Below are 20,446 nucleotides of genomic sequence, written 5' to 3'. Positions count from 1 at the left end.
CCTTACGGAAACCTTAGTAAACTAGATAGGAATTTATTGTCTTCATTTTAGTGTAAAGCGCATCGTTAAGACTGACTGTTTTTGGGACTGCTAATGATATGCTGTCGGCCAAATTCAATGAAATCTTCGCTAGAAATTGGGCGGCTAATAAAATACCCCTGTCCGTAATCACATCCCCATTGAGCCAACATTTCTTGCGATTCAATATCTTCTATCCCCTCTGCAATAACGGCTTTTTCGAGTTGTTTAGCTAACTGCAAAATGGCTTTACAGATGGCTTGTTCATTTTTCGATTGAGCTAATGGGATCACAAAGCTTTTGTCAATTTTAAGAATATCAATTGGGAGTTGTGCTAAGTAAGATAGCGAAGAATATCCTTTTCCAAAGTCATCTAAAGCTAATGAAAACCCTGCATCTTGGAGCTTTTGCATTTGCACTATCGCTTTTTCAGGGTCATTTACGATAACACTTTCGGTGAGCTCAAATACAATGTTATGAGTCGCCAAACCGTAGTTTTTAATCAGTGAACTTACATAAGCAATAAAGTCATCTCGCATGATGTCTTGAGCCGAGATATTGACTGAGATAGACACATTGATGCCTTGCTTAGCGAACATGATTAAGTCTTCCAACGCTCTTTTTACAACCCAATTTGTCACTATATTGATAAAGCCTGCTTGCTCAGCAATATTAATAAATTCCTCTGGAGAAATCATACCAAGTTCGGGGTCATGCCATCGAATGAGTGCTTCAATATTTGATATGGTGTTGTCGCGCAAATGAAGTTTAGGCTGATAATTGAGTTTCAAATCGTCACTATTATTTAAAAGCGCATATTTTAGCTTATTAATAATAGCAAGCTTGCGTAAGTGTTTTTCTTCGTGAGATTCTTGAAAATAAAGCGTAGCTAAGCCTTTATCCTGAGCTTCATCAATCACTATATCCAATCGCCTAAACAAGTCTTCGGCGTCTTGCGTCTCGCTTGGGCAATCTAGTATGCCAAACGTTACCTTAATTGGTACATTGATATTTTCAATCTTGACAGGGTTTTCTAAAACAAATTTCAAAGCATCGAAGTCGCTTTGGGTTTTGTTTGTGCTAGGAATATAAAATAATTCACCACCTGATAGACGTGCAGCTAAGCCATCATATTTTCGCAAGCGTGACGCTAATTCCTTTAAACATAAATTGCCATATTCAAATCCAAAAACGTCATTAATTCCTCTAAACCCTTTGATGTTAATTGCCAGTGCTTGAAATTCTTTTTGACTGCTTAATAATGAGTCAACGACAGTTTTGATGTAATTTCTATTATATAAGCCTGTCAACAAGTCATGTCGTGATTGATAAACTATTTTTTGCTCCCGTTTTTTTACGCTCGCCTCCATTGCTTTAAAAGATGTAAATAACTTTTCGACTTCCAGCGTGCTGACATCAAGGTCTTGCGTTTCTGAATAATTCCCCTTTGATATCTCCGTGGAATAATTTGTCATTGCTTCAAGTGGTTTAGTGACTTTCTTTGATAAAAGGTGGCCTGCTAATAATGCAAGCATTAAAATTGTGATGCTGGTAAACCCGATTTTAATTTGTAAATCATAAAAGCTTTGTTGGATATCACTTGTGTTCACTGAGACAAAAATCATGCTTTCAACATCACCTGAATGAGGAATGTCGAACTTTTCAGAAAGGATGTTTTTGTCATTTGCAAAGGGTTTGACAATATCAAATGACGAATACTCAGACAGCAGACTGGCTTCCAAATCGTCAACTGAATATTCTGGTAATGGCAGGCTACTGACAAAAGAAATAGGATCTGTCTTGGTATATGCAGAGATATCAACATCCAATAAACTGGAAACTTCTTGAAAATAAGACGTCGAAAGTGCTATACCAGAGACGAGCACTTTATAAGTGTTTGTTGATATATCATCGACTCTTAGCCAATAAGTCCATACAAGTTCTCCATTAACGGTGAATAGATTTCCTGACGCGCCATCTAATGCGACGTATTCTACATTTTTGCGTATATCTTCATCATGTAGACGATCGCCTAAATCGCCAGAAAAGGCCTCAATTGTGTAATCGGAAGAGAAAATAGCGACGAAGTCTGAACTTGACTCTACTTTAAATTGATCAATTTCTTTCTGTAAGGTTTCACTTTGACTATCAAACACTGCGGATGTAAACCCTTCGCTTTGAGCAATAAGGGTGACATTTTTGATTCTATTACGCTGTCGATTAATTAATTCACTGATAAGCACTTTTTCTGAATTATTTAATTGGCGCTCAATGTTATTGAGCACAATCTTACTCGTGCTCATCCATACAATTAGCAGTAATGCCAAAACTGTACCAATCACGGTAAGTGTCGTAATTTTGAATATTTGTTGATTAAGTGTAAGTTTCATCTACTTGTTATAGTTAAGAACACTATCTTTGTTGGATATAAATATCGGAATTATCAACAAATACTTGAATCTTTGAGATCAGATATTCTCGATAGAGCGTTGGCTTGTTGTTTTATGGTCTTAGCACTGTTTTGTTGATATATATACTTGCCAGTGCTAACGTTTAATCAGCCAACGTGAAAAGGTGTGCTTTAGTTAATGACAAATAGTGTAGATATTCTTGGTCGATGCGCCGAACAATTATCGCAAGTGGTAAAATCACAAGCATACTTTGCCTATATGGTCACGACTCAGGAATCTGCCTACCATTGCGATACGAGCACTCAAACTGGCTTGGTCGGAGACGATTTAAGCAAGCAGTTGTCAACGCAAATAAAGACGTTTCAATCCGAAATTGAAACAAGGCCCTTCACTCAACGTAGTCCATTTATTATCGATAATCATGATTTTGCCTATCAAGATGAAACTAATAGACTAATTGATCAAATAAAAGTCATTCCAATTGCCAGTCAATCACGGGTTTATGCACTGGTATTTTTGGTCAATTTCGATGAGTCTAGTTGGGGTAACCGTGCCATGAGCATAGAGCCTTTTATCATCGCTGCTGCCAATTTGTTTAGTATTAAGCATATTCGAGATTTTTTACCTAATACAAAAAAGATAAGCGCAGATATCACTTTACCCAATATCTTGTACCCTTTATTACAGCATATAAAGCAACCGATGGTCTTTTTTGATGAGCATTTTAATGTTGTTCATTGTAACTCCCAGAGTATGAGCTTGTTTAACGGAAGTTCAATAAACAACAATATCACGTCATTATTTTCAAGAATGCCTCATAATCAGGCTCATCAGATTAAAAGAGCGGTGCAAAATTTTACAGTCAATGGGAAGCTTCATCAAACTCAATGGTTAAGTACGCCTTTTAACATAAATGCCTTTCAAACCGTTGCACTTGATTTTACTTTATTGAGTCTTTACTTAAGTCCAAGTGATGAACAAGCCGCAAAAGCGACGTTTATTTTGATTGTCGACTATGCGGACTCAGATGAACTTCACAGCTTACAAAGGTTTCAAGCGCTTACAGGGCTTATGCCACTTGGTGTATTGCAATTAGATAAGGACTTTAATTGCCTGTATGCAAATTCAGCTATTGAGGTTATTACCGAACAAACAGGTGATGCTTTGATGAAATCAGGCTGGACCAAGACGTTCAATTCTAATGATTTACATAACACTTTGCCTAAGATGCAAGAAGATAACCTAGCAGGCAAAGCGTATTCGACCGAGCTTCAGATTGTCACACTTGAAAATGCAGTAAAGTGGGTGTCGATAAAAAGTGTTGCGTTGTTTGATTCACTGGGCGAATTAGATGGTTATATTGTTACACTTGATGATGTTAGTTTAGCGCATAAACAAAAGCTTCAACTGCATAGTTTAGCCACAACCGACTCACTATCAGGTATTAGTAACCGGGCATGCTTTAATGACCGATTAGAGGTCGCTATTTCGCGAGTGGATCGACATGGTGCCGCGGGTGTTTTATTCCTAGATTTAGACAAATTCAAAGCGATCAACGATACATATGGACATAATGCAGGCGATATCGTTATTCAAAAAGTCGCTCAACGTCTTAAAAATGTTGTCAGAACAGAAGATACAATTGCGCGTCTTGGTGGTGATGAGTTTGCAATCATTGTCGGTGATGTCAACCATTCTCAGCATATTGAAAATTTAGCGTTGAAAATTATTATTGAAATCTCCCGACCAATGTTAGTTGAAGACCATAAACTGAAAGTTGAATGCAGCATTGGACTGACAACTGTGAGCTCAAGTGCGGTGTCTAGTAAAAGTGTGCTACAACAAGTCGATTTAGCCGTATACAAAGCCAAGAGTGCTGGTCGAAACCAATTTTACGTATACACCGAAGCGCTGGAAAGAGAAAGCTTACTAATCAATTATCTTAAAAACAGCTTAGAAAATATAAGCACAGGTGATTTTTCCTTTGAATTTCAGCCTCAAGTTGATGCCGCCACAGGAGACGTCGTAGGTCTAGAAATTCTTTCTCGTTGGGCTTATCCGTCGCATACTCATGTTGATCCTCAAGAATTTATTGAGCAATTAGAGACAAACGGACTGATTAATGAATTTTTTGTTTGGCAATTAGAAATTGTTTTACCGATTGCCAAGAAATGGCTAAATGAAGGTTTAATTTCATCTCGCTCGCGCTTATCGTTAAATCTATCTGCGGTTCAATTACACCTGCATACGTTTAATGAGCAACTTATAAGTACCTTTGAGCGTTATGAAGTGCCTACAGATTGTTTTTGTTTAGAGGTCACCGAAACGGCATTTATTCAAGACCCAGGTACGGCAGGAGATAACCTATTAGCTCTTCAAAAGCATGGTTTTCATATTGCCTTAGATGATTTTGGTACGGGTTTTTCTTCATTAAACTTACTTCGTAAAATGCCACTTGACGCTATCAAGATAGATAAAGAATTTATTACTGGGGTACTCAAAAACCCAGTAGATGCGAAGATTATTCAATCTATGATTGAGTTGAGTCGAGATTTAGGCCTTTCAGTTGTTGCAGAGGGAGTTGAATCTGAAGAAGTAAAGCAATGGTTGCTTGCCCACAATTGTCCAGTTCAACAGGGTTTTTACTTTAGTAAGCCAATGACGACAGAACGAGCTAGAAGCTATTTACAACAAACAGAAAGTAAAGTTTCCTAAGGTACACTACACAATTTAAAAGGATGCCCATGTCAAAAAAGTCACCTGCCAATACTATGCAACAATCTCAGTGTTTAGGAGTAGCTGTATTGACTGTTTCTGATACAAGAACTATTGAAACAGACACCAGTGGACAGTTTTTAGTAGATGCCTGTAAAGAAAATCAGCACCACATTGTTGAGCGTCAAATCGTAATAGATAACGTTTACGAAATTAGAAAAGTAGTTTCGGCGTGGATTGCAAATGCTCAGATACATTGTGTATTAATTACAGGAGGCACAGGCTTCACCAAACGCGACGTGACACCAGATGCGCTGCAAGTACTTTTTGATAAAGATATTCCTGGGTTTGGTGAAGTATTTAGGGCTGTTTCTTTTGAAGAAATCGGCACCTCTACTATGCAGTCAAGAGCCATAGCAGGTATGGCCAATAAGACCGTTATTTTTGCATGCCCCGGTTCGACAGGAGCATGCAAAACAGCTTGGGGTATTATTTCACCTCAACTGGATTCAACACACAGGCCTTGCAATTTTGTCCCGCAATTATTGTAGCCAATTTAGGTATTATAAGTGTCAACGTTATTAGCTGTACTACATCAATGCTTTTTGCCCTTGCCCTTCATAATACAGATCAAGTTCTACTTGTTTAAACGACGCTGAATCCTTCAAATTCGAAAAATGAACATGTAAGGGCGTTTTTTCTTGCTCGTGCAAATCATAAGGCACCAAACGGAAGGTATTGTGTGCAATAGATTCAACCTTGTAATTATCTGTTACATTTTTTTCTAAGGTCTGATTGTCGTTCATAACGACAGTGAAGCTGCCTTTAATGATAGCTTTTTGTTGAACCGCAACATCAAACAACATATCACCTACGGCGAAGTTCGGGTCTGATACTTCCATTTTTCTGCCGTTTATTAACAAGTGCTTGGTAACGCTAAGTGATTCTCCTACACCTAAAGGAATACCTCTAGATTGCTCCAAAGGGCTTGAGGATACTGGCGTACTTGTAATTTCATCTTGCGTTTGACTTGGCTCTTCGTATTGTTGTACCTCAGTCTTTTCGTCTGTTTGCGATTGTTCTTGTTGTGGTGAACAGGCAAATAAAAAAAATGGGAGACTTAGGATTAAAAAAACGGATTTCACAAAAAAACTCCTTTGAGGATCAAAAATTTTTAGTAGTAAGTGTTCATAAAAATTAACAAAACTGTAATTTAGTCTGAAAGTATTCCAAAAACAGGCTAGTAATTTCAGGTTTCTTCGGTAGTATGTAACTCGATACCAAAAAATAATAATAAAGTATTAACTTAAATTATACACAAGGTATCAGCACTATATAACTATAAACAACACTAAACTCTTTATTAAGGACAATCTGAGTAGGACTTTTACAAGTTCAGCAGTCACTCACCTGTTTGTCGTTTTTAAAAGACAGAAGGAATCTAGATGAAAAAGTTCAAAATTGCGCTGGTATCGGCTGCAGTTATTTCAACGCTTTCTGCAACTGCAATCCAAGCAGCACCCACTAATTCTAAATTTGCGGCAGACCAGATAAAATTAAGCGCAGGCGTAAACGCCGTCAGCCATGATTTTGCATCACAGCAAGCACTAGCCGGCCGTGAAACAGTCAGCGGAATGAAATCACAGTTCGATAGCACTTTGGGTAAAGCGACCTTTGTATGGGCGCCAAAAGGCTTACCTGCTCCAAACTTAACGAACGTTAAACCTGAAAAATACTCTGAACATGCTGCTGACCATTATTTGCAGCTATTAACAGGTGTGTCATCTTTAAAAGATTCGTTAAATACTGCACGACTTGTTGATTTACATGACCAAAATAAAGGTACTCGCATAGCAACTTATCAACAAGAAGTTGGTGGCTATGAAGTCTTTAATCGCAATTATAACGTCATGCTTGACGTCGAGAATAACCTAGTCGCGGGTTCTGGTTACTTTGCACTTAGCGCATTACCAGCTGGCTATAGGTTGCGCCAGACTTTACTTTTGGTGCGCCAGAAGATGCAGTTAGTACCGCGTTTGACAAATTGTCTAACGGTAAGATGCTAGTAACTGTTAGCAACCCAGAACAAGCAGGTAAATACACCAAATTTACTGGTAAATCTGTTACTCCAGGCATGACTGTATCTTCAGAACCAAGAACAAAGCCAGTATTATTTGATTCTGCTCGTGGACTTGTCCCTGCATTCTATGTAGAAGTAAGTATGAGTGAAATTGATAGTGTGGATAGTAAGATGTATTCATACGTAGTCGATGCAAACAGCGGTAAGGTGTTATTTGAAAATAATCTTACCTCAGATGACTTTACTTATAACGTATTCGCTCGTGAAGATTCTATTCCATTACATGGTCCTCACGGCGATGTTATTCCACAACTTACTCCTGGAAACGACACGACGGACATCGTTGACATGAGAATGGTTACGATTCCATTTTTACCAGGTTTTAGCCAAGAAGATCCATGGTTAGCAGATGATGCAACCACGCTATCGGGCAATAACGCTTTTGCTTATGCTGATTTGATTGCGCCTGATGGTTTTGGAAATGGCGATTTTACTGTTGAAACTTCATCAGATAAAACGTTTGATTATCCGTTTGATCAAGACGCACGAGCAAACTCATTTGCCAACAGACAGTCTGCGATCGTTAACCTGTTCTATATGAGTAACTATTTACACAATTACTATTATGACTTTGGTTTTGACGAAGCATCAGGTAATGCTCAGCTTGATAACTTTGGGCGTGGCGGTGTTGAAGGTGACCCACTTAGACTTGAAGCGCAAGATTTTTCTGGATTAAACAATGCAAACATGTCTACGCCTTCTGACGGCGGCAGTCCTCGTATGCAACAATTTTTATGGACAGATAAAGACGCGGTTGTAGGTGAAAACTGGGCGGTAAACGTTACCAATCCTGCAGATATCGGCGCTTTGCCTACCAGTACCGTTGCTAGCTTTGGTCCACAACAATATGAAGATATTGAAGCTGAAGTTGTACGTCTAGTTGATGGCACAGCACCAGTAAACGATGGTTGTGAAGCGGCTACAAATGGCGCTGATTTAGCGGGTAAAATTGCGATTATTGACCGCGGTGGTTGTGCGTTCACTACAAAAGTACTAAGCGCACAAGCAGCGGGTGCGATAGGCGCGATTATCGTTAACAATAACGATGATGGCACGCCAGCACCTATGGGTGGAGCTGATGCATCAGTTACTATTCCTAGCCAAGGGTTGAGTTTCCAAGACGGTAAAGTTATATACGACTTGATTGATGCTGATACCACTGTAGAGGCTGAATTGTTTAGTGATTTCTCACTTAAAGATTCAACCTTTGATAATGCAATCATTGCTCACGAATTTGGTCACTACATCCAAAACCGTTTGATTGGTAATGCAAATGGTCTAAGCAACCGTCAAGGTCGTTCAATGGGTGAAGGTTGGGCTGACGTCCACGCAATGATCTTTGTTACTAAAGAAGAACATCTTGACCTTGAAGGTAACGAAGAGTTTGGTATTGGTTATGGTGTTGGTTCCTATGTAACTGATTTCTTTGCCGGTATTCGTAGAGCACCTTATTCTTCAAATATGGAAATAAACCCGTTTACTTTCCAACACATCACAACAGGCGCAGCACCAGATGGTTTCAGACCAACTGATAATAATTTATCGCCGCATGCGGCAGGTGAGATTTGGGCCGTATCGTTGTGGGATTTATATGTTTCTTTAATCAACACTCATGGTTTTGATGAGGGTAAAGCAAGAATATCTCGTTATATCGTTGAAGGGTATAAGATGACACCAAACGTGCCAACTTACCTTGAAGCGCGTGATGGCATACTTGCGGCAACTGCTGCTAATGATGCAGGCGACACGCAATTAGCATTAGCTGCATTTGCCAAACGTGGCATGGGTCTAGAGGCTGTAGCACCTGATCGTAACTCGCTTAATTTTGAGGGTGTGGTTGAGTCAGATGCGACTGAGTTAACTGCATTTGCTGGCGCAAGTGTTCAGTTTGCTGCTAACTTTGACGGTGCTGATGCAGGCTTCTGTACTGCTGATGGTATTCTTGATGTGAATGAAACTGGTTTGCTTGCTGTGCAAGTACGCAATACTGGTAGCGAAGCCATTAGTGGCGTTGTTGCAACAGTCACAGTGGTGGGCGACCAAGATGTAACACTTGAAAATGACGGTGTTATTGAGTTACCTAGCTTAGCGCCATTCCAATCAACAACAAGCGGTGCAATAGCGGTTGCGCTAAACGAAGCTGGTGTAGCTGAAGATCTTGAGTTTAATGTTGAGTTCTCTATTCCGTCACAAGAAGCTGAAGGCTTTGAAGGTGATGCAATAGCGTTGCCAAGTGACTTGTCTTTCTCAACAACTGTTAACTTTGACTTTGAAGTTGTCGATCCAGTAAATGGTTTAGCGGTAGATGATATTGAAGATTTATCGACATTCACTGATTGGTCAGTTAATGCAATGGCAGGTGGCGATGCTGCTGCTAACAATGTCTTATTCTTTGATACTGTTAACACAGGCTTCTTTGGGGCACGTAACCCAGGTGTAGACCTAGGTGCTCGCACTCTATTCATTGATAACTTAGGCTTTGAATCAGATGTAGGCATAGAAACTCGAGACGTTGAAGTTGGCTTTAGAGACGATTTCTCGATTGAGTTCTGGCATTCATATTTGATTGAGCAAGGATTCGATGGTGGTGTCGTTGAAATTAGCGTTAATGGCGGAGAATGGGCAGATGTTACAGCCTTTGGTGGTGTCTTTGATGTTGGTTACAACGCGACACTAGATCCAACCTTAGGTGGTCAGCCATTAGCTGGTCGTCCTGTGTTTACAGGTCGAAATATTGACGCTGGATTCCCTGTAGGTGGAACGGGTAACTTAGAGCGTATTAGCTTTGGTTCAACCTTAAATGGTAGTTTAGTTAAGTTCAGATTTAGATTAGCGACTGACTTCACTGCTTCAGACTTTGGTTGGTTCATTGACAACATTACATTTACGAACTTGGCATCGCCAATTTTCTCTGATGTAGTGAGCGGTGAAACGACTCAGTGTGATAACTCTGCTCCAAGGTTAACAAGTATTTCAGGTGACAATGTTACTGAAGGTGAAGTTGCAACACTTGGTGCAACAGCTTCTGACCGAAATGCAGATGATGCTCTATCATTCTCATGGACTCAGACATCTGGACCTGCTGTAACCTTAATGGATGCTGATACAGCTACGCCAAGCTTTACAGCGCCAGAAGTGATTAATGCATCACAATTAGGGTTCTCTGTTACAGTTAGCGATGGTACTGATACTGACTCAGCAAGTACTTCAGTTACTGTAAATAACGCACCGCCTGTTATTCCTGCACGTCCAGTGACGGAAGACTTAACAGGTAGTAGTGGTAGTTTACCTAGCTGGTTGGCGCTAATATTGCTGCCAGTAGCTATATTAAGAAGAAGGTTTAAGTCTTCTAAATAGGTACGCTTTATAGATGTAAAAAACCAGCGATTAGTCGCTGGTTTTTTTGTCCTTTATATTAAAAATACTTGCTGAGATTGTAAGTTGAGCTTAGTTGACTGCGTGTAATTTAGTAGGTGGAAATAGTCTTTCAACGACTGGTTTAGCTTGTCTATCAACAAAATAAAACCCCCAGTGCTTCTCAGGCTCTTGACTATCAGCCGAGCCTTTCCAAGGCTCATCAAATGCTTCAAACATAAATGTGAGAATATTATTTTCACGGCTCCAATTACTTAGCTGCTCACAATACTGGGCTTGCAATTCAGCATTAGCGTTCCAAGGTTCAATTCCTCTGCCATTTGATTGTGTTGTCCATCCTGCTTCAGTAATGACAATTGGCTTATTTGGATGCACATCTGCGACGGATTGAAGATTTAATTGCGTATAATCAAGCGCAGAGTCAATAGAGTGATATTCCCACACTGGATATGTATGAATAGAAATGAAATCAATTACCTCGACAAGCGGTACTAGCTTATCGCGCCATGGTACATAGTTCTCGCAAAAAGTAGTCGCCTGTATTGTGTTGGCTTTTACTTTGGTGGCAAACTCTACCAAGCGAGATACCTCAACCATGTGATCATTCCATTCAACACTAGCTTCATTGCCGATTGACGTTGCAAAAACAATGTCGTCATATTCGTTTGCTGTCTCGATGAGTTTATTCACTTGAGCATCATTTGCTTGACGATTTTGTTGAAGCGTAGATTCATCATAGTCTGCTCCCCAAGGACAATTTGGATTATTAACCTCAGCCCCTAAGTCAATCCCAAGCATGACTGCAAAATCAAGGTTATGCTCTCTTATGATTTTGAGCATTGTCTGTGCATGAGGGCTGCAGTCATAGACCCGCAGATACGAAAAATGAGGAGATAGGATCCTTAAGTCTTCAAGTATTTCGTCATAACTAGGATAATCACCGGTTTGAGGGCTTTGACCATCACGATAACCTGAATAACAAATGGCATTTCCGTAAGGGATATTCAATTTACCGTTATCAATAAGCGTTGTTCGATTATACTTAGACATATTTGTGGTTTCCATCTTTGTCCCATAGACCCCAGAATGCACCAACATCGCCTTCTTCTTCTATCTTCCATGTTTCATCAAATGACGAAAAGTAAAATATTTCTATTCCTTCTTCTTCTGCCCATTGATATGCATTTATAAAGTAACGTATTGCATTTTCATAACTAGGTATAGCGCCGCCTTCAGGTGTACCAACATTTGGCCAACCTGTTTCACTAATGATCACTTTTTTACCATTAGCCGCTTTACAAGCTTTACGATACATCTCTTTCATATAAAGCAAGGAATGCTCCACTGGACAGCTTTCCCAAAAGGGATAGCAGTTTGCTAATATAACGTCACAGGCTTCGGTTACTTTTGGATAGTCTACAAATTTAAAGTAAGCATCTACATATCCCACTTGTACACCGGGCAAAGCAGCTTTGGCTCGATTAATATAATCGATTAATTGGTCTTCGCTCAATTCATCTCGTAGCAATACCTCATTACCAACCGCTAATATATCGACATTTCCTGCTTTGGCGACTTCAATCCCGGCAAGAAGTTCTTTTTCATTATTTTCAAGATCGTCTTCAAGCCACACGCCAACCATTGTGTTAAGTCCTGCTTGCTTGGCAATACCGGGAATATTTTCGTTTCCTTCGGTACATGAAAAACTTCTTATCCATTTGACTGAAGATTGAATTGGTATCAGTCTTTGTTTTATTTGTGCAGGCTCCATGATAGTGCCTGGGCCTTGGCCTTCAACATAAGGACTAAATGAAATTCCGTGGATCTTATCATCAAGTAACTGCTTTACTATTTTTTGCATCTGGTCGACACTTAGGGCGTTTGCATCTATTCCACTAAGTGACAGTTTCTTTTTGTAATAATTAGACATAAGGTACTCTCTTAATGAACAGTTGATGGCGTAAATAGGATGCTTTCGTCTACATAAACGGTCACTTTCCTAATTTGCCCATTTCGAGTAAACAGATGGGATGCTAATGGTTTATCAAGTTTGTATTTTCCTATCTCTTGGGTTTTCCCATCACTCATTTCAAGCGCTATGCCTGATTTTTGATCACTTAATTCGTAAACAAAGGGCACTTGGCACCAAGTAAAAGCAAGACATTTTGGTCTTAATAGCAGTTGCTTCCATTCTTTATTGACGTCTAAATACCAAAAATCTCTGCCGGTTTTTAAAAACTCTTGGCTTCTGAGTAAAGTTGGTTGAATAAAGACACTGCCTTCATTCACTTTAAGCCCCAATTCAATAAATCGAGCAATAAGCTCCTCTTTAACTTGTCCGGTCATCCCCGGTTGCTGTGCACCGTTGTGTTTAGGTGTATGGGAGTATGGATCAGTTGGAAATGCACCATATTCTTCAGGGGTTTTGTTAAAACCAATGCCTTGTCTTATTTTATAGTAAGCATTCCCTAATGCCTGTAATGTGCTGTGTTCAACATTTGCAATACTTGCACGTTGAAAGTTCTCAGCAACGGCTAAAAGCATTTTGGACACCATATGCCAATAGATGCTACCTAGGCCCTCAAAGCCAAACATGCCACCTGAGCGTCCGGTAAATGATTGATGATCAAATACACTTTCATAGATGTCCAAGATGATATCAGTTTGTGATACTAGCTGCGGGTAATCTGCAGTCATACTGTCGATACGCGATTTTACTGCCCCAGCGTTGGTTAATTGATGATTAAACCTGAGCTTACCGGCATTATCGAGCTTAATAAGTCTTGGATCACCGTTTTCTAGCATTTCATTCAACGCAGTGCTTTTTTGGGCTTGCGAGGGTTCAATGCAATTTTTAAGCATAAACGCTATTTGCGGTTTATCGGGATACAACATAAAGGTATCTTGATCTTGTCGATAAACGTCACTTCCATACAGCGATTCGGTAATGGATACTACTTCGCTAAATTCAAGCATACCAGAACTTAGGGCGGCAACTTGCCCCTCAAGCATGGGGTATAAATACTCGATATGTGCTTGGTCTTTATCAAATGACAATAGATTGTAAGCATGATACAAACCGTCATGACTTTTACTAACACTGATAGTATGTTCTATTGCGATCTGAGCGTGTTTCAAAAGGTTAAGAATATGTGTGCTTGTACATTTTTGTGTCGCTGTGAATCCTTCCTGCTTATACACTTTCAAACGGTAGTCACTTGCCGCTTTGCCAAGGTCGCTTAATACGCCATATCTAAGGCTTGGACTGACTAGCGTGCCATCAAGTTTATGAGATACCGCTTCAAGAGTGGAGCTGGTGCGTAGTAACCATTCACTCACTTCACTTGATATTTCATATTCGTTAGCTTGTTCGCCCAACAATGTTTGCAAGAAATCAACATAACGCCGTAGATAATTTAAGGTCACCATGGAAATACCTTGCCCAACTAATGCATTGTTTGCATCATTCCATTCTGGACGTTGGGTATTCAACCAAATACCGCCATCAATTACTAAGTTACTTAGTTTACTTAACAAAGGCACTAGTAACTTTTCAATCAAATTGACTTGATATACTCGGTTGTGGTGATCAAGTAAAAGCTTACCGTCTGCACCTATTGTTTCTACACGCTTTTCGATTTTTTGCGACAACTCTTCGTCATAATAAACGGTATCTTTAGCATCCTTGAGTAAGTCTTCAAATGGCTTGATACGATAGGGCACATTTGCATAGCTAAACAATTTACGGTCTAACAAATCGTTGAGCTGCTGGGGGTGGAATTGTCTCGAGAGCTCTAATAATTTCAACAAGTATATGATTTGATGATCGCCCCAATACCCGATATAGCTCCAAGGATCATCAGGCTCTTCAACTTCCCAATCTATACCTTCTTTGGTTATTCTATATGGGTTATAGCCATCAATTGTACTGGCATTTACAAACTTTGAGATAATATTCTCAATAAATTCAGGGTAGCTAAACGCAAGTGATTCCCAATTTTGGAATATATCACGCCAATTTCCTTGATAGGTCAAAAGCGCTTGGCCATTGTCATCTTTAAGTTTAATCAAAAACTGATTCCACGGCCGACTTGGGTCGCCATGGCGTCGTCCAAAATAAATCGGTAAATACTCATTGGATAAACGTTCAAGCTGACCATCATTTTGGGCCGCTATCAGTTTTTTCAAATTCATTGCGTTGATGTTGCTGGGCAGGTTTTTTAAAAATGAGGAATGCGCATTGTAAACATCAATATTGAACATGCGTATATTGGACACAAAGTCATTGGTTTCGATATTATATTGGTCATTAAAAATACCGCCGCGCAATACGTTAAATAGCGTATTGGCATAGTGATGCACGCTCACTTCTTCTTCTGCAGTCGCTTGGAAACCATCGGAAGCTGCCATAATATTGGCAAGCTCGCGGCTACCGTTTTCGACTGACAGCGCAATGTCTTTTGATAGCTGTGCACTATCTTTTAATTCACTTTGAAGCGAACTAATGTTGTCTTGTGTTTGCTCTGTATTGGCAACTATCTGCCATTGTTGAGTCTGCTTTGCTGCTAGTTGTATTTCACTATTTATAAAATAAGCACCACGAATTCCTCGTTGGTTTGCTTCAGTATTCACTGTTTGTCCGCGTTTAAAGTCTGACAATTGGACAGTGCTTAATAATACTGTTGGCTCAACAATTCCCAAGGAAAATACACTAGTTGCTTTTAATGATTCACACGGTTCGGCTCGGTCTGTGATCCCTGAATATAAGGTGTAAAGTGCTAGATTGTTGTCTGCTTGAAGCTCGGTGTATTTATAGGCGTCAACCAAGTTACTAGACACAGTTTGTGTAAATTTCGGTGTGCCTGCTGGCAGAATATTCTGCAATCCGTCTACTATATCAACCGTAACACTAGCATCCGTTAGATTTTCAAGTTCACCGTGCTTCACAAAACCATATTTATCACTACTAAGCCAGTAATAGCGATAGACTAGATTTAAGTCGTGATTAATCTCTTCAAAACATATTTTGTTGCCTAGGGTGTTCTTGTAAAGATTGCGTTGGATATTGAAGAACCCGTCTAATTCTTTATTAAAGGGTTCCCATTTAATTTGTCCATTATCACTTTGAACTCTTATAACACTTTTACTACCAGTGTTAAGGTAATCATCATATATTTTATCAACGCATTCGTATGGGAATAGAGCAGTGTCGGAGGACTCTCTGCCGGCGGTTAAGCCTCCATTAGAGGAGATGAACATCCAATGGTCATTGTCTGAAATCAAACTGATAAAAAAAGTGGGCATTCGGTCAACATTACTAATTTTGTAATAGCGTTCATTGTTTAAATGAACAAATTGACCATCAATGTGGCTATCATGTAAATCTTTTATGTACATAGTTGTCTCACTAGAGTGTTGACTTGGTAAAATCTACAGAATCAACCAAGCCTTATAGTCTTTTATTATTATTATTAGACCTTAATACATTCATAGGCTCGGAATTACCAAATTTAACTCTAACCGGGCGTATACTATTGTAATAAAAGTCAAAAAGTGAAATATGTTTTTTGAAACATTTTATTCACAAATTGAGCGACGTATAAGAGTAAATAAGCGCTTTTTAATCGCAACGAAAACAAGTTTAAATGGACTTTTTTATGGTTAAGTCGATAATTTCTGCCCACCTGCTTGAGTATTATACAAATACAGTGCCAATTTAACGCTAAGTTGAACCTGTTTGACGCATAAATGTTGTTATCATGGTACTGATTGATCAGGCTTGTAGTATCTGGTTGATTTTTAACTGTGTTTTTGACTCATTTCACGACTATAAAGGACTATTTGGCAATGCCTCTTTCTCTAAGCTCTTCGCAGCAAGCATTTATTAATGAACTGATCAGTACGATGACTGTTCAAGAAAAAATTGGGCAAATGACGCAGTTGATGGGGAATTATGGCCACGTGTCTGGTCAATTAAGGGAGCAAATATCCCATGGAATGGTAGGGTCTGTCATCAATGAAACCTGCCCGCGAACAATACATGAACTCCAAAGTATCGCTTTGAATGATTCAAGGCTAGGTATTCCTTTGTTAATCGGACGAGACGTAATACATGGGTTTAGAACAATATTTCCAATTCCATTGGGACAAGCTGCAATGTGGAGCGAGGCACTAGTAAATAAAGCGGCAACTATAAGCGCAAACGAAGCGGCAAGTATTGGTATAAATTGGACATTTTCTCCAATGATCGATATCTCACGAGACCCAAGGTGGGGAAGAATCGCTGAGAGTTTTGGAGAGGACCCGGTTTTGTGTGAAAAACTAGGCCGTGCAATGATTCAGGGCTACCAAGGTGACACGCTTAATCAGCTAAGGCAATATATTGGCTTGTGCAAAACATTTCGCAGGCTATGGCGCAAGTGAAAGTGGTCGCGACTATAACACAACTAATATTCCCACCAATGAGCTGCGTAACATCTACCTTAGGCCTTTTTATGCTGCTGCTAAAGCTGGTGTAGGCACATTTATGTCGTCTTTTAGTGATATTGATGGTATTCCAGCGACCGCAAATACATTTTTAATGCAAGAAGTATTACGTGGCGAGTGGCATTTTGATGGCTTTGTTGTTAGTGACTGGGAGTCAATACCACAGCTAAGCATTCATGGCTTAAGCGACTCAGATTATGATTCGGCTGGACGAGCTTTGAATGCCGGCATTGATATGGAGATGGCGAGCACGACCTATCAAAAAAATATACATCATTTGTTAGAAAGTGGTGAGGTTAACATACAGCAGATTGATACCATGGTGACACGGGTGTTAAGTACAAAATGTTTGATGGGATTATTTGATAATCCTTTTGCAAAGCCTGATGAGCTTCCAAATTTATTATCAAACCAAGCGCTAGCACACGCTAAAGAATGTGTTGAAAAAAGTGCGGTATTACTAAAAAATCAAAACAGTATTTTACCCTTAAAACAAGACAAACTCAGCAGTATCGCGCTTATTGGCCCACTAGCAGATGATGAGTATGAACAACTTGGTACTTGGGTTTTTGATGCAGTGCCTTCAGATAGCGTAACAATTAAACAAGCTTTAAGTGATTATTGCCATGAACATTTACACATCAATTATGCAAAAGGTCTAGAAAACACACGAGATACTGAAACTTTCGATTTTACACACGCGATCGAGTGCTCAAAAGACTCAGATCTGATCTTGTTGGTGTTGGGCGAAGAAGCGATATTATCTGGCGAAGCTCATAGTCGCACAGAGCTTGGATTACTAGGCGCGCAACAAGCACTATTAGACGCCTTGCATGAGCTAAACAAACCAATAGTGCTAGTGTTAATGACTGGACGTCCTCTTACGTTAGACAAGGTCATTGATAAAACTGAGGCAATACTATTTGCATGGCATCCCGGCACGATGGCTGGCCCTGAGTATCATAAGCCTACTGTTTGGCGAGGCCATTCCAAGCGCTAAGTTGCCCGTTACTTTCCCGCGAAGTGTTGGTCAAATCCCTATTTATTACAACCATAAGCATACGGGAAAGCCGGTAAATGAGCATAATTATGTGCATATGACAGAATTTAGTATGCGCGCGCCTCAAACTTCGATGGGAATGGCATCAAGTCATATGGATTGCCATTTTACGCCATTATTCCCTTTTGGTTTTGGATTGTCATATACGCAATTTCAATATACTAATTTATGCTTAAACAAGCATGAAATTAGTATGAATGAAACGCTTAATATTAGTGTTACTGTTCAAAATGTCGGTCAATATGACGCCGATGAAATTATTCAGCTTTATGTACGTGATAGGGTGGGAAGTATTACTAGGCCGGTAAAAGAGCTAAAAGACTTTGCGCGCGTACACATACAAGCAGGCGACGCAGTAGAACTTAGATTTTCAATTAACAGACATGATTTAGCATTTTATGGCAGCGATAAAACATGGAAAGCAGAGCCTTAGTATATTTGATATATGGGTAGGGTCGAACGCTAGTGAAGGTTTGCACGCAGAGTTTAAACTTAAAGACTAAGGTCGACATAATAAGTCAGACGTGTCACAGTCACATGATGTGCTGAAAAGTAAGTTTTAATTATTACAGTGTTTTCTGTATGAGACAATTTGCTAAGCGAGGCATGGATTTTTAGCCATCATGTAAACTTTGCCAATCGTCATATTAACAAGGAGGTGATATGGATGAGTTCCGTTCACAAGAGCGTTATCGGTTTATAGAAATGTTAGCGTTTTGGGAGGGATTGGTGAATAGCAGGCACGTGTCAGACTACTTTCGCGTAAGTCGAACTCAATCGCAGAAGTATATTTCGTCTTATCAAAAGCTTTATTCGAAGAACTTAGCGTACAATAAGAGTCTGAAAGGTTTTTGTGTAACTGACAACTTTGTTCATCATTATATCACTGGTGATGCTAATGAGTACTTGCAATGGATACATGCACTCTCCACTGATGAATGCCTGAGTAAAAGCCCGTCAATCACAAATGCATTATTAACATTACCCTCAAGAAACGTTTCCCCTAAAGTAATAAGTATTTTATCTCGCGCAATCAAGTCAAATAGAAGAGTTGAAGTTGACTACATATCATTAAAAAACCCAGATGATGAGGGAAGAATTATACAACCCAAAGTTTTTGTAAAAACAGGTTTGCGTTGGCACTTGCGTGCTTTTGATGAAAAAAACATGCAGTTTAGAGATTTTGTATTGAGTCGCTTTAATGGAACGCCAGAGTTAATTAATGGCAGTACTGTCGATAGCGCCCGACGCAAAAAGCTTTACGGTATTAGCGTTAGCTGCCGCACACGCAGCTTAGAAATAACCCACTATCAAAGGCAAACAAGAAGTTTAGTTAGCTGCCGCACACGCAGCTTAGAAAGCGAGGAAAAAGCGCAACGGGGTATATTGCAAGTTAGCTGCCGCACACGCAGCTTAGAAAATAAAAACGCGTTTGAGTTTTGGTCGGACGCCGTTAGCTGCCGCACACGCAGCTTAGAAATGAACTTGTCGATGAACGTCTAGCTGTGCAAAGTTAGCTGCCGCACACGCAGCTTAGAAAGCTCCACTTGACACAATATCAAGCACATTAGTGTTAGCTGCCGCACACGCAGCTTAGAAAGTTAAGGATTTTTTTTGACTTGGATGTCATTGTTAGCTGCCGCACACGCAGCTTAGAAAGCTTGCACCCGTATCAATCTGCACACTTGTTGGTTAGCTGCCGCACACGCAGCTTAGAAATATCTGGCTTTGTGCAATTGTTGTTTGATTAAGTTAGCTGCCGCACACGCAGCTTAGAAAACCACCAAAACCCGATGCTTCATCCACAAGCTGTTAGCTGCCGCACACGCAGCTTAGAAATGTGTTGACTGTTAATGCATTTGATATCTGCTGTTAGCTGCCGCACACGCAGCTTAGAAAGCCTGCGCCGTTTAATATTTTCATACTAATCCGTTAGCTGCCGCACACGCAGCTTAGAAAAGTGTGACATTCACGCTTAGCACAGTAGCAATGTTAGCTGCCGCACACGCAGCTTAGAAACTGACGGGTTTACAGCAGATTGGAAAACTAAAGTTAGCTGCCGCACACGCAGCTTAGAAAATAAAAACGCGTTTGAGTTTTGGTCGGACGCCGTTAGCTGCCGCACACGCAGCTTAGAAATGTAGTACCTGAACTCTATTTAAAACAATTTGGTTAGCTGCCGCACACGCAGCTTAGAAATGAAGAAAATCGTTTAATAAACCTGACACATCGTTAGCTGCC

General features: G+C 39.9%; 12 protein-coding genes, 1 pseudogene and 1 CRISPR repeat array (1 of these 14 running past the window's edge). Of the genes and pseudogenes, 8 read left to right on the top strand and 5 right to left on the bottom strand.

The window, feature by feature from the left end; translation table 11 throughout:
• Window positions 1–65 precede the first annotated feature (65 nt).
• Window positions 66–2,408, bottom strand: a complete 2,343-nt coding sequence (locus ACZ1G6_RS11380; RefSeq protein ID WP_472616401.1) for a putative bifunctional diguanylate cyclase/phosphodiesterase — start codon at window positions 2,406–2,408, stop codon at window positions 66–68.
• A 198-nt stretch (window positions 2,409–2,606) separates the two neighbouring features.
• Between ACZ1G6_RS11380 and ACZ1G6_RS11375 the strand changes: the two genes are divergently transcribed.
• Entirely contained in the window at window positions 2,607–5,144 is a 2,538-nt protein-coding gene (locus ACZ1G6_RS11375) for an EAL domain-containing protein (protein ID WP_472616400.1), read from the top strand.
• Window positions 5,145–5,173: 29 nt separating this feature from the next.
• Window positions 5,174–5,695, top strand: coding sequence for a molybdenum cofactor biosynthesis protein B (gene moaB, locus ACZ1G6_RS11370; protein ID WP_472616399.1), 522 nt, complete (start codon window positions 5,174–5,176; stop codon window positions 5,693–5,695).
• Between the two features lie 39 nt (window positions 5,696–5,734).
• Here moaB and ACZ1G6_RS11365 read toward each other — a convergent pair whose 3' ends face one another.
• Window positions 5,735–6,289, bottom strand: coding sequence for a hypothetical protein (locus ACZ1G6_RS11365; protein ID WP_472616398.1), 555 nt, complete (start codon window positions 6,287–6,289; stop codon window positions 5,735–5,737).
• A gap of 300 nt (window positions 6,290–6,589) precedes the next feature.
• Here ACZ1G6_RS11365 and ACZ1G6_RS11360 point away from each other — a divergent pair, with 300 nt between their 5' ends.
• Both ACZ1G6_RS11360 and ACZ1G6_RS11355 read left to right on the top strand, forming a co-directional pair.
• Window positions 6,590–7,210 carry a hypothetical protein gene (locus ACZ1G6_RS11360; protein WP_472616397.1) on the top strand — a complete coding sequence of 207 codons (621 nt, stop codon included), beginning with the start codon at window positions 6,590–6,592 and terminating at the stop codon, window positions 7,208–7,210.
• Window positions 7,204–10,641, top strand: coding sequence for a M36 family metallopeptidase (locus ACZ1G6_RS11355; protein WP_472616396.1), 3,438 nt, complete (start codon window positions 7,204–7,206; stop codon window positions 10,639–10,641). Before ACZ1G6_RS11360 ends, ACZ1G6_RS11355 begins: the two co-directional genes overlap by 7 nt.
• Window positions 10,642–10,731: 90 nt before the next feature.
• Here ACZ1G6_RS11355 and ACZ1G6_RS11350 read toward each other — a convergent pair whose 3' ends face one another.
• From ACZ1G6_RS11350 to ACZ1G6_RS11340, 3 genes are read right to left on the bottom strand one after another with little or no spacing between them, the layout of a single operon-like run.
• Window positions 10,732–11,709, bottom strand: coding sequence for a glycoside hydrolase family 17 protein (locus ACZ1G6_RS11350; protein ID WP_472616395.1), 978 nt, complete (start codon window positions 11,707–11,709; stop codon window positions 10,732–10,734).
• Window positions 11,702–12,589, bottom strand: coding sequence for a glycoside hydrolase family 17 protein (locus ACZ1G6_RS11345; RefSeq protein ID WP_472616394.1), 888 nt, complete (start codon window positions 12,587–12,589; stop codon window positions 11,702–11,704). The genes ACZ1G6_RS11350 and ACZ1G6_RS11345 overlap by 8 nt, the downstream gene beginning before the upstream one ends.
• Before the next feature lie 11 nt (window positions 12,590–12,600).
• Window positions 12,601–16,056 carry a hypothetical protein gene (locus ACZ1G6_RS11340; RefSeq protein ID WP_472616393.1) on the bottom strand — a complete coding sequence of 1,152 codons (3,456 nt, stop codon included), beginning with the start codon at window positions 16,054–16,056 and terminating at the stop codon, window positions 12,601–12,603.
• Window positions 16,057–16,506: 450 nt separating this feature from the next.
• Here ACZ1G6_RS11340 and ACZ1G6_RS11335 point away from each other — a divergent pair, with 450 nt between their 5' ends.
• The 4 genes and pseudogenes from ACZ1G6_RS11335 to ACZ1G6_RS11320 form a co-directional block, all read left to right on the top strand.
• Window positions 16,507–17,082, top strand: a complete 576-nt coding sequence (locus ACZ1G6_RS11335; RefSeq protein WP_472616392.1) for a glycoside hydrolase family 3 N-terminal domain-containing protein — start codon at window positions 16,507–16,509, stop codon at window positions 17,080–17,082.
• On the top strand, window positions 17,042–18,145 hold the full coding sequence (locus tag ACZ1G6_RS11330; RefSeq protein ID WP_472616391.1) for a glycoside hydrolase family 3 N-terminal domain-containing protein: 1,104 nt from the start codon (window positions 17,042–17,044) through the stop codon (window positions 18,143–18,145). The genes ACZ1G6_RS11335 and ACZ1G6_RS11330 overlap by 41 nt, the downstream gene beginning before the upstream one ends.
• Window positions 18,069–18,638, top strand: a complete 570-nt coding sequence (locus ACZ1G6_RS11325; protein ID WP_472616390.1) for a fibronectin type III-like domain-contianing protein — start codon at window positions 18,069–18,071, stop codon at window positions 18,636–18,638. The genes ACZ1G6_RS11330 and ACZ1G6_RS11325 overlap by 77 nt, the downstream gene beginning before the upstream one ends.
• A gap of 230 nt (window positions 18,639–18,868) precedes the next feature.
• Window positions 18,869–19,393, top strand: a pseudogene (locus ACZ1G6_RS11320) (BrxR family helix-turn-helix transcriptional regulator); the annotation flags it as partial.
• An 84-nt stretch (window positions 19,394–19,477) separates the two neighbouring features.
• Window positions 19,478–20,446: a CRISPR direct-repeat array (repeat unit 28 nt; unit sequence GTTAGCTGCCGCACACGCAGCTTAGAAA) (it continues 1,398 nt past the right edge of the window).

The sequence above is a fragment of the Glaciecola sp. HA4-3 genome (genome assembly GCF_055693685.1).
Note: the sequence above shows the minus strand (reverse complement) of the source record. Positions and strands in the feature narration are given on the sequence as shown.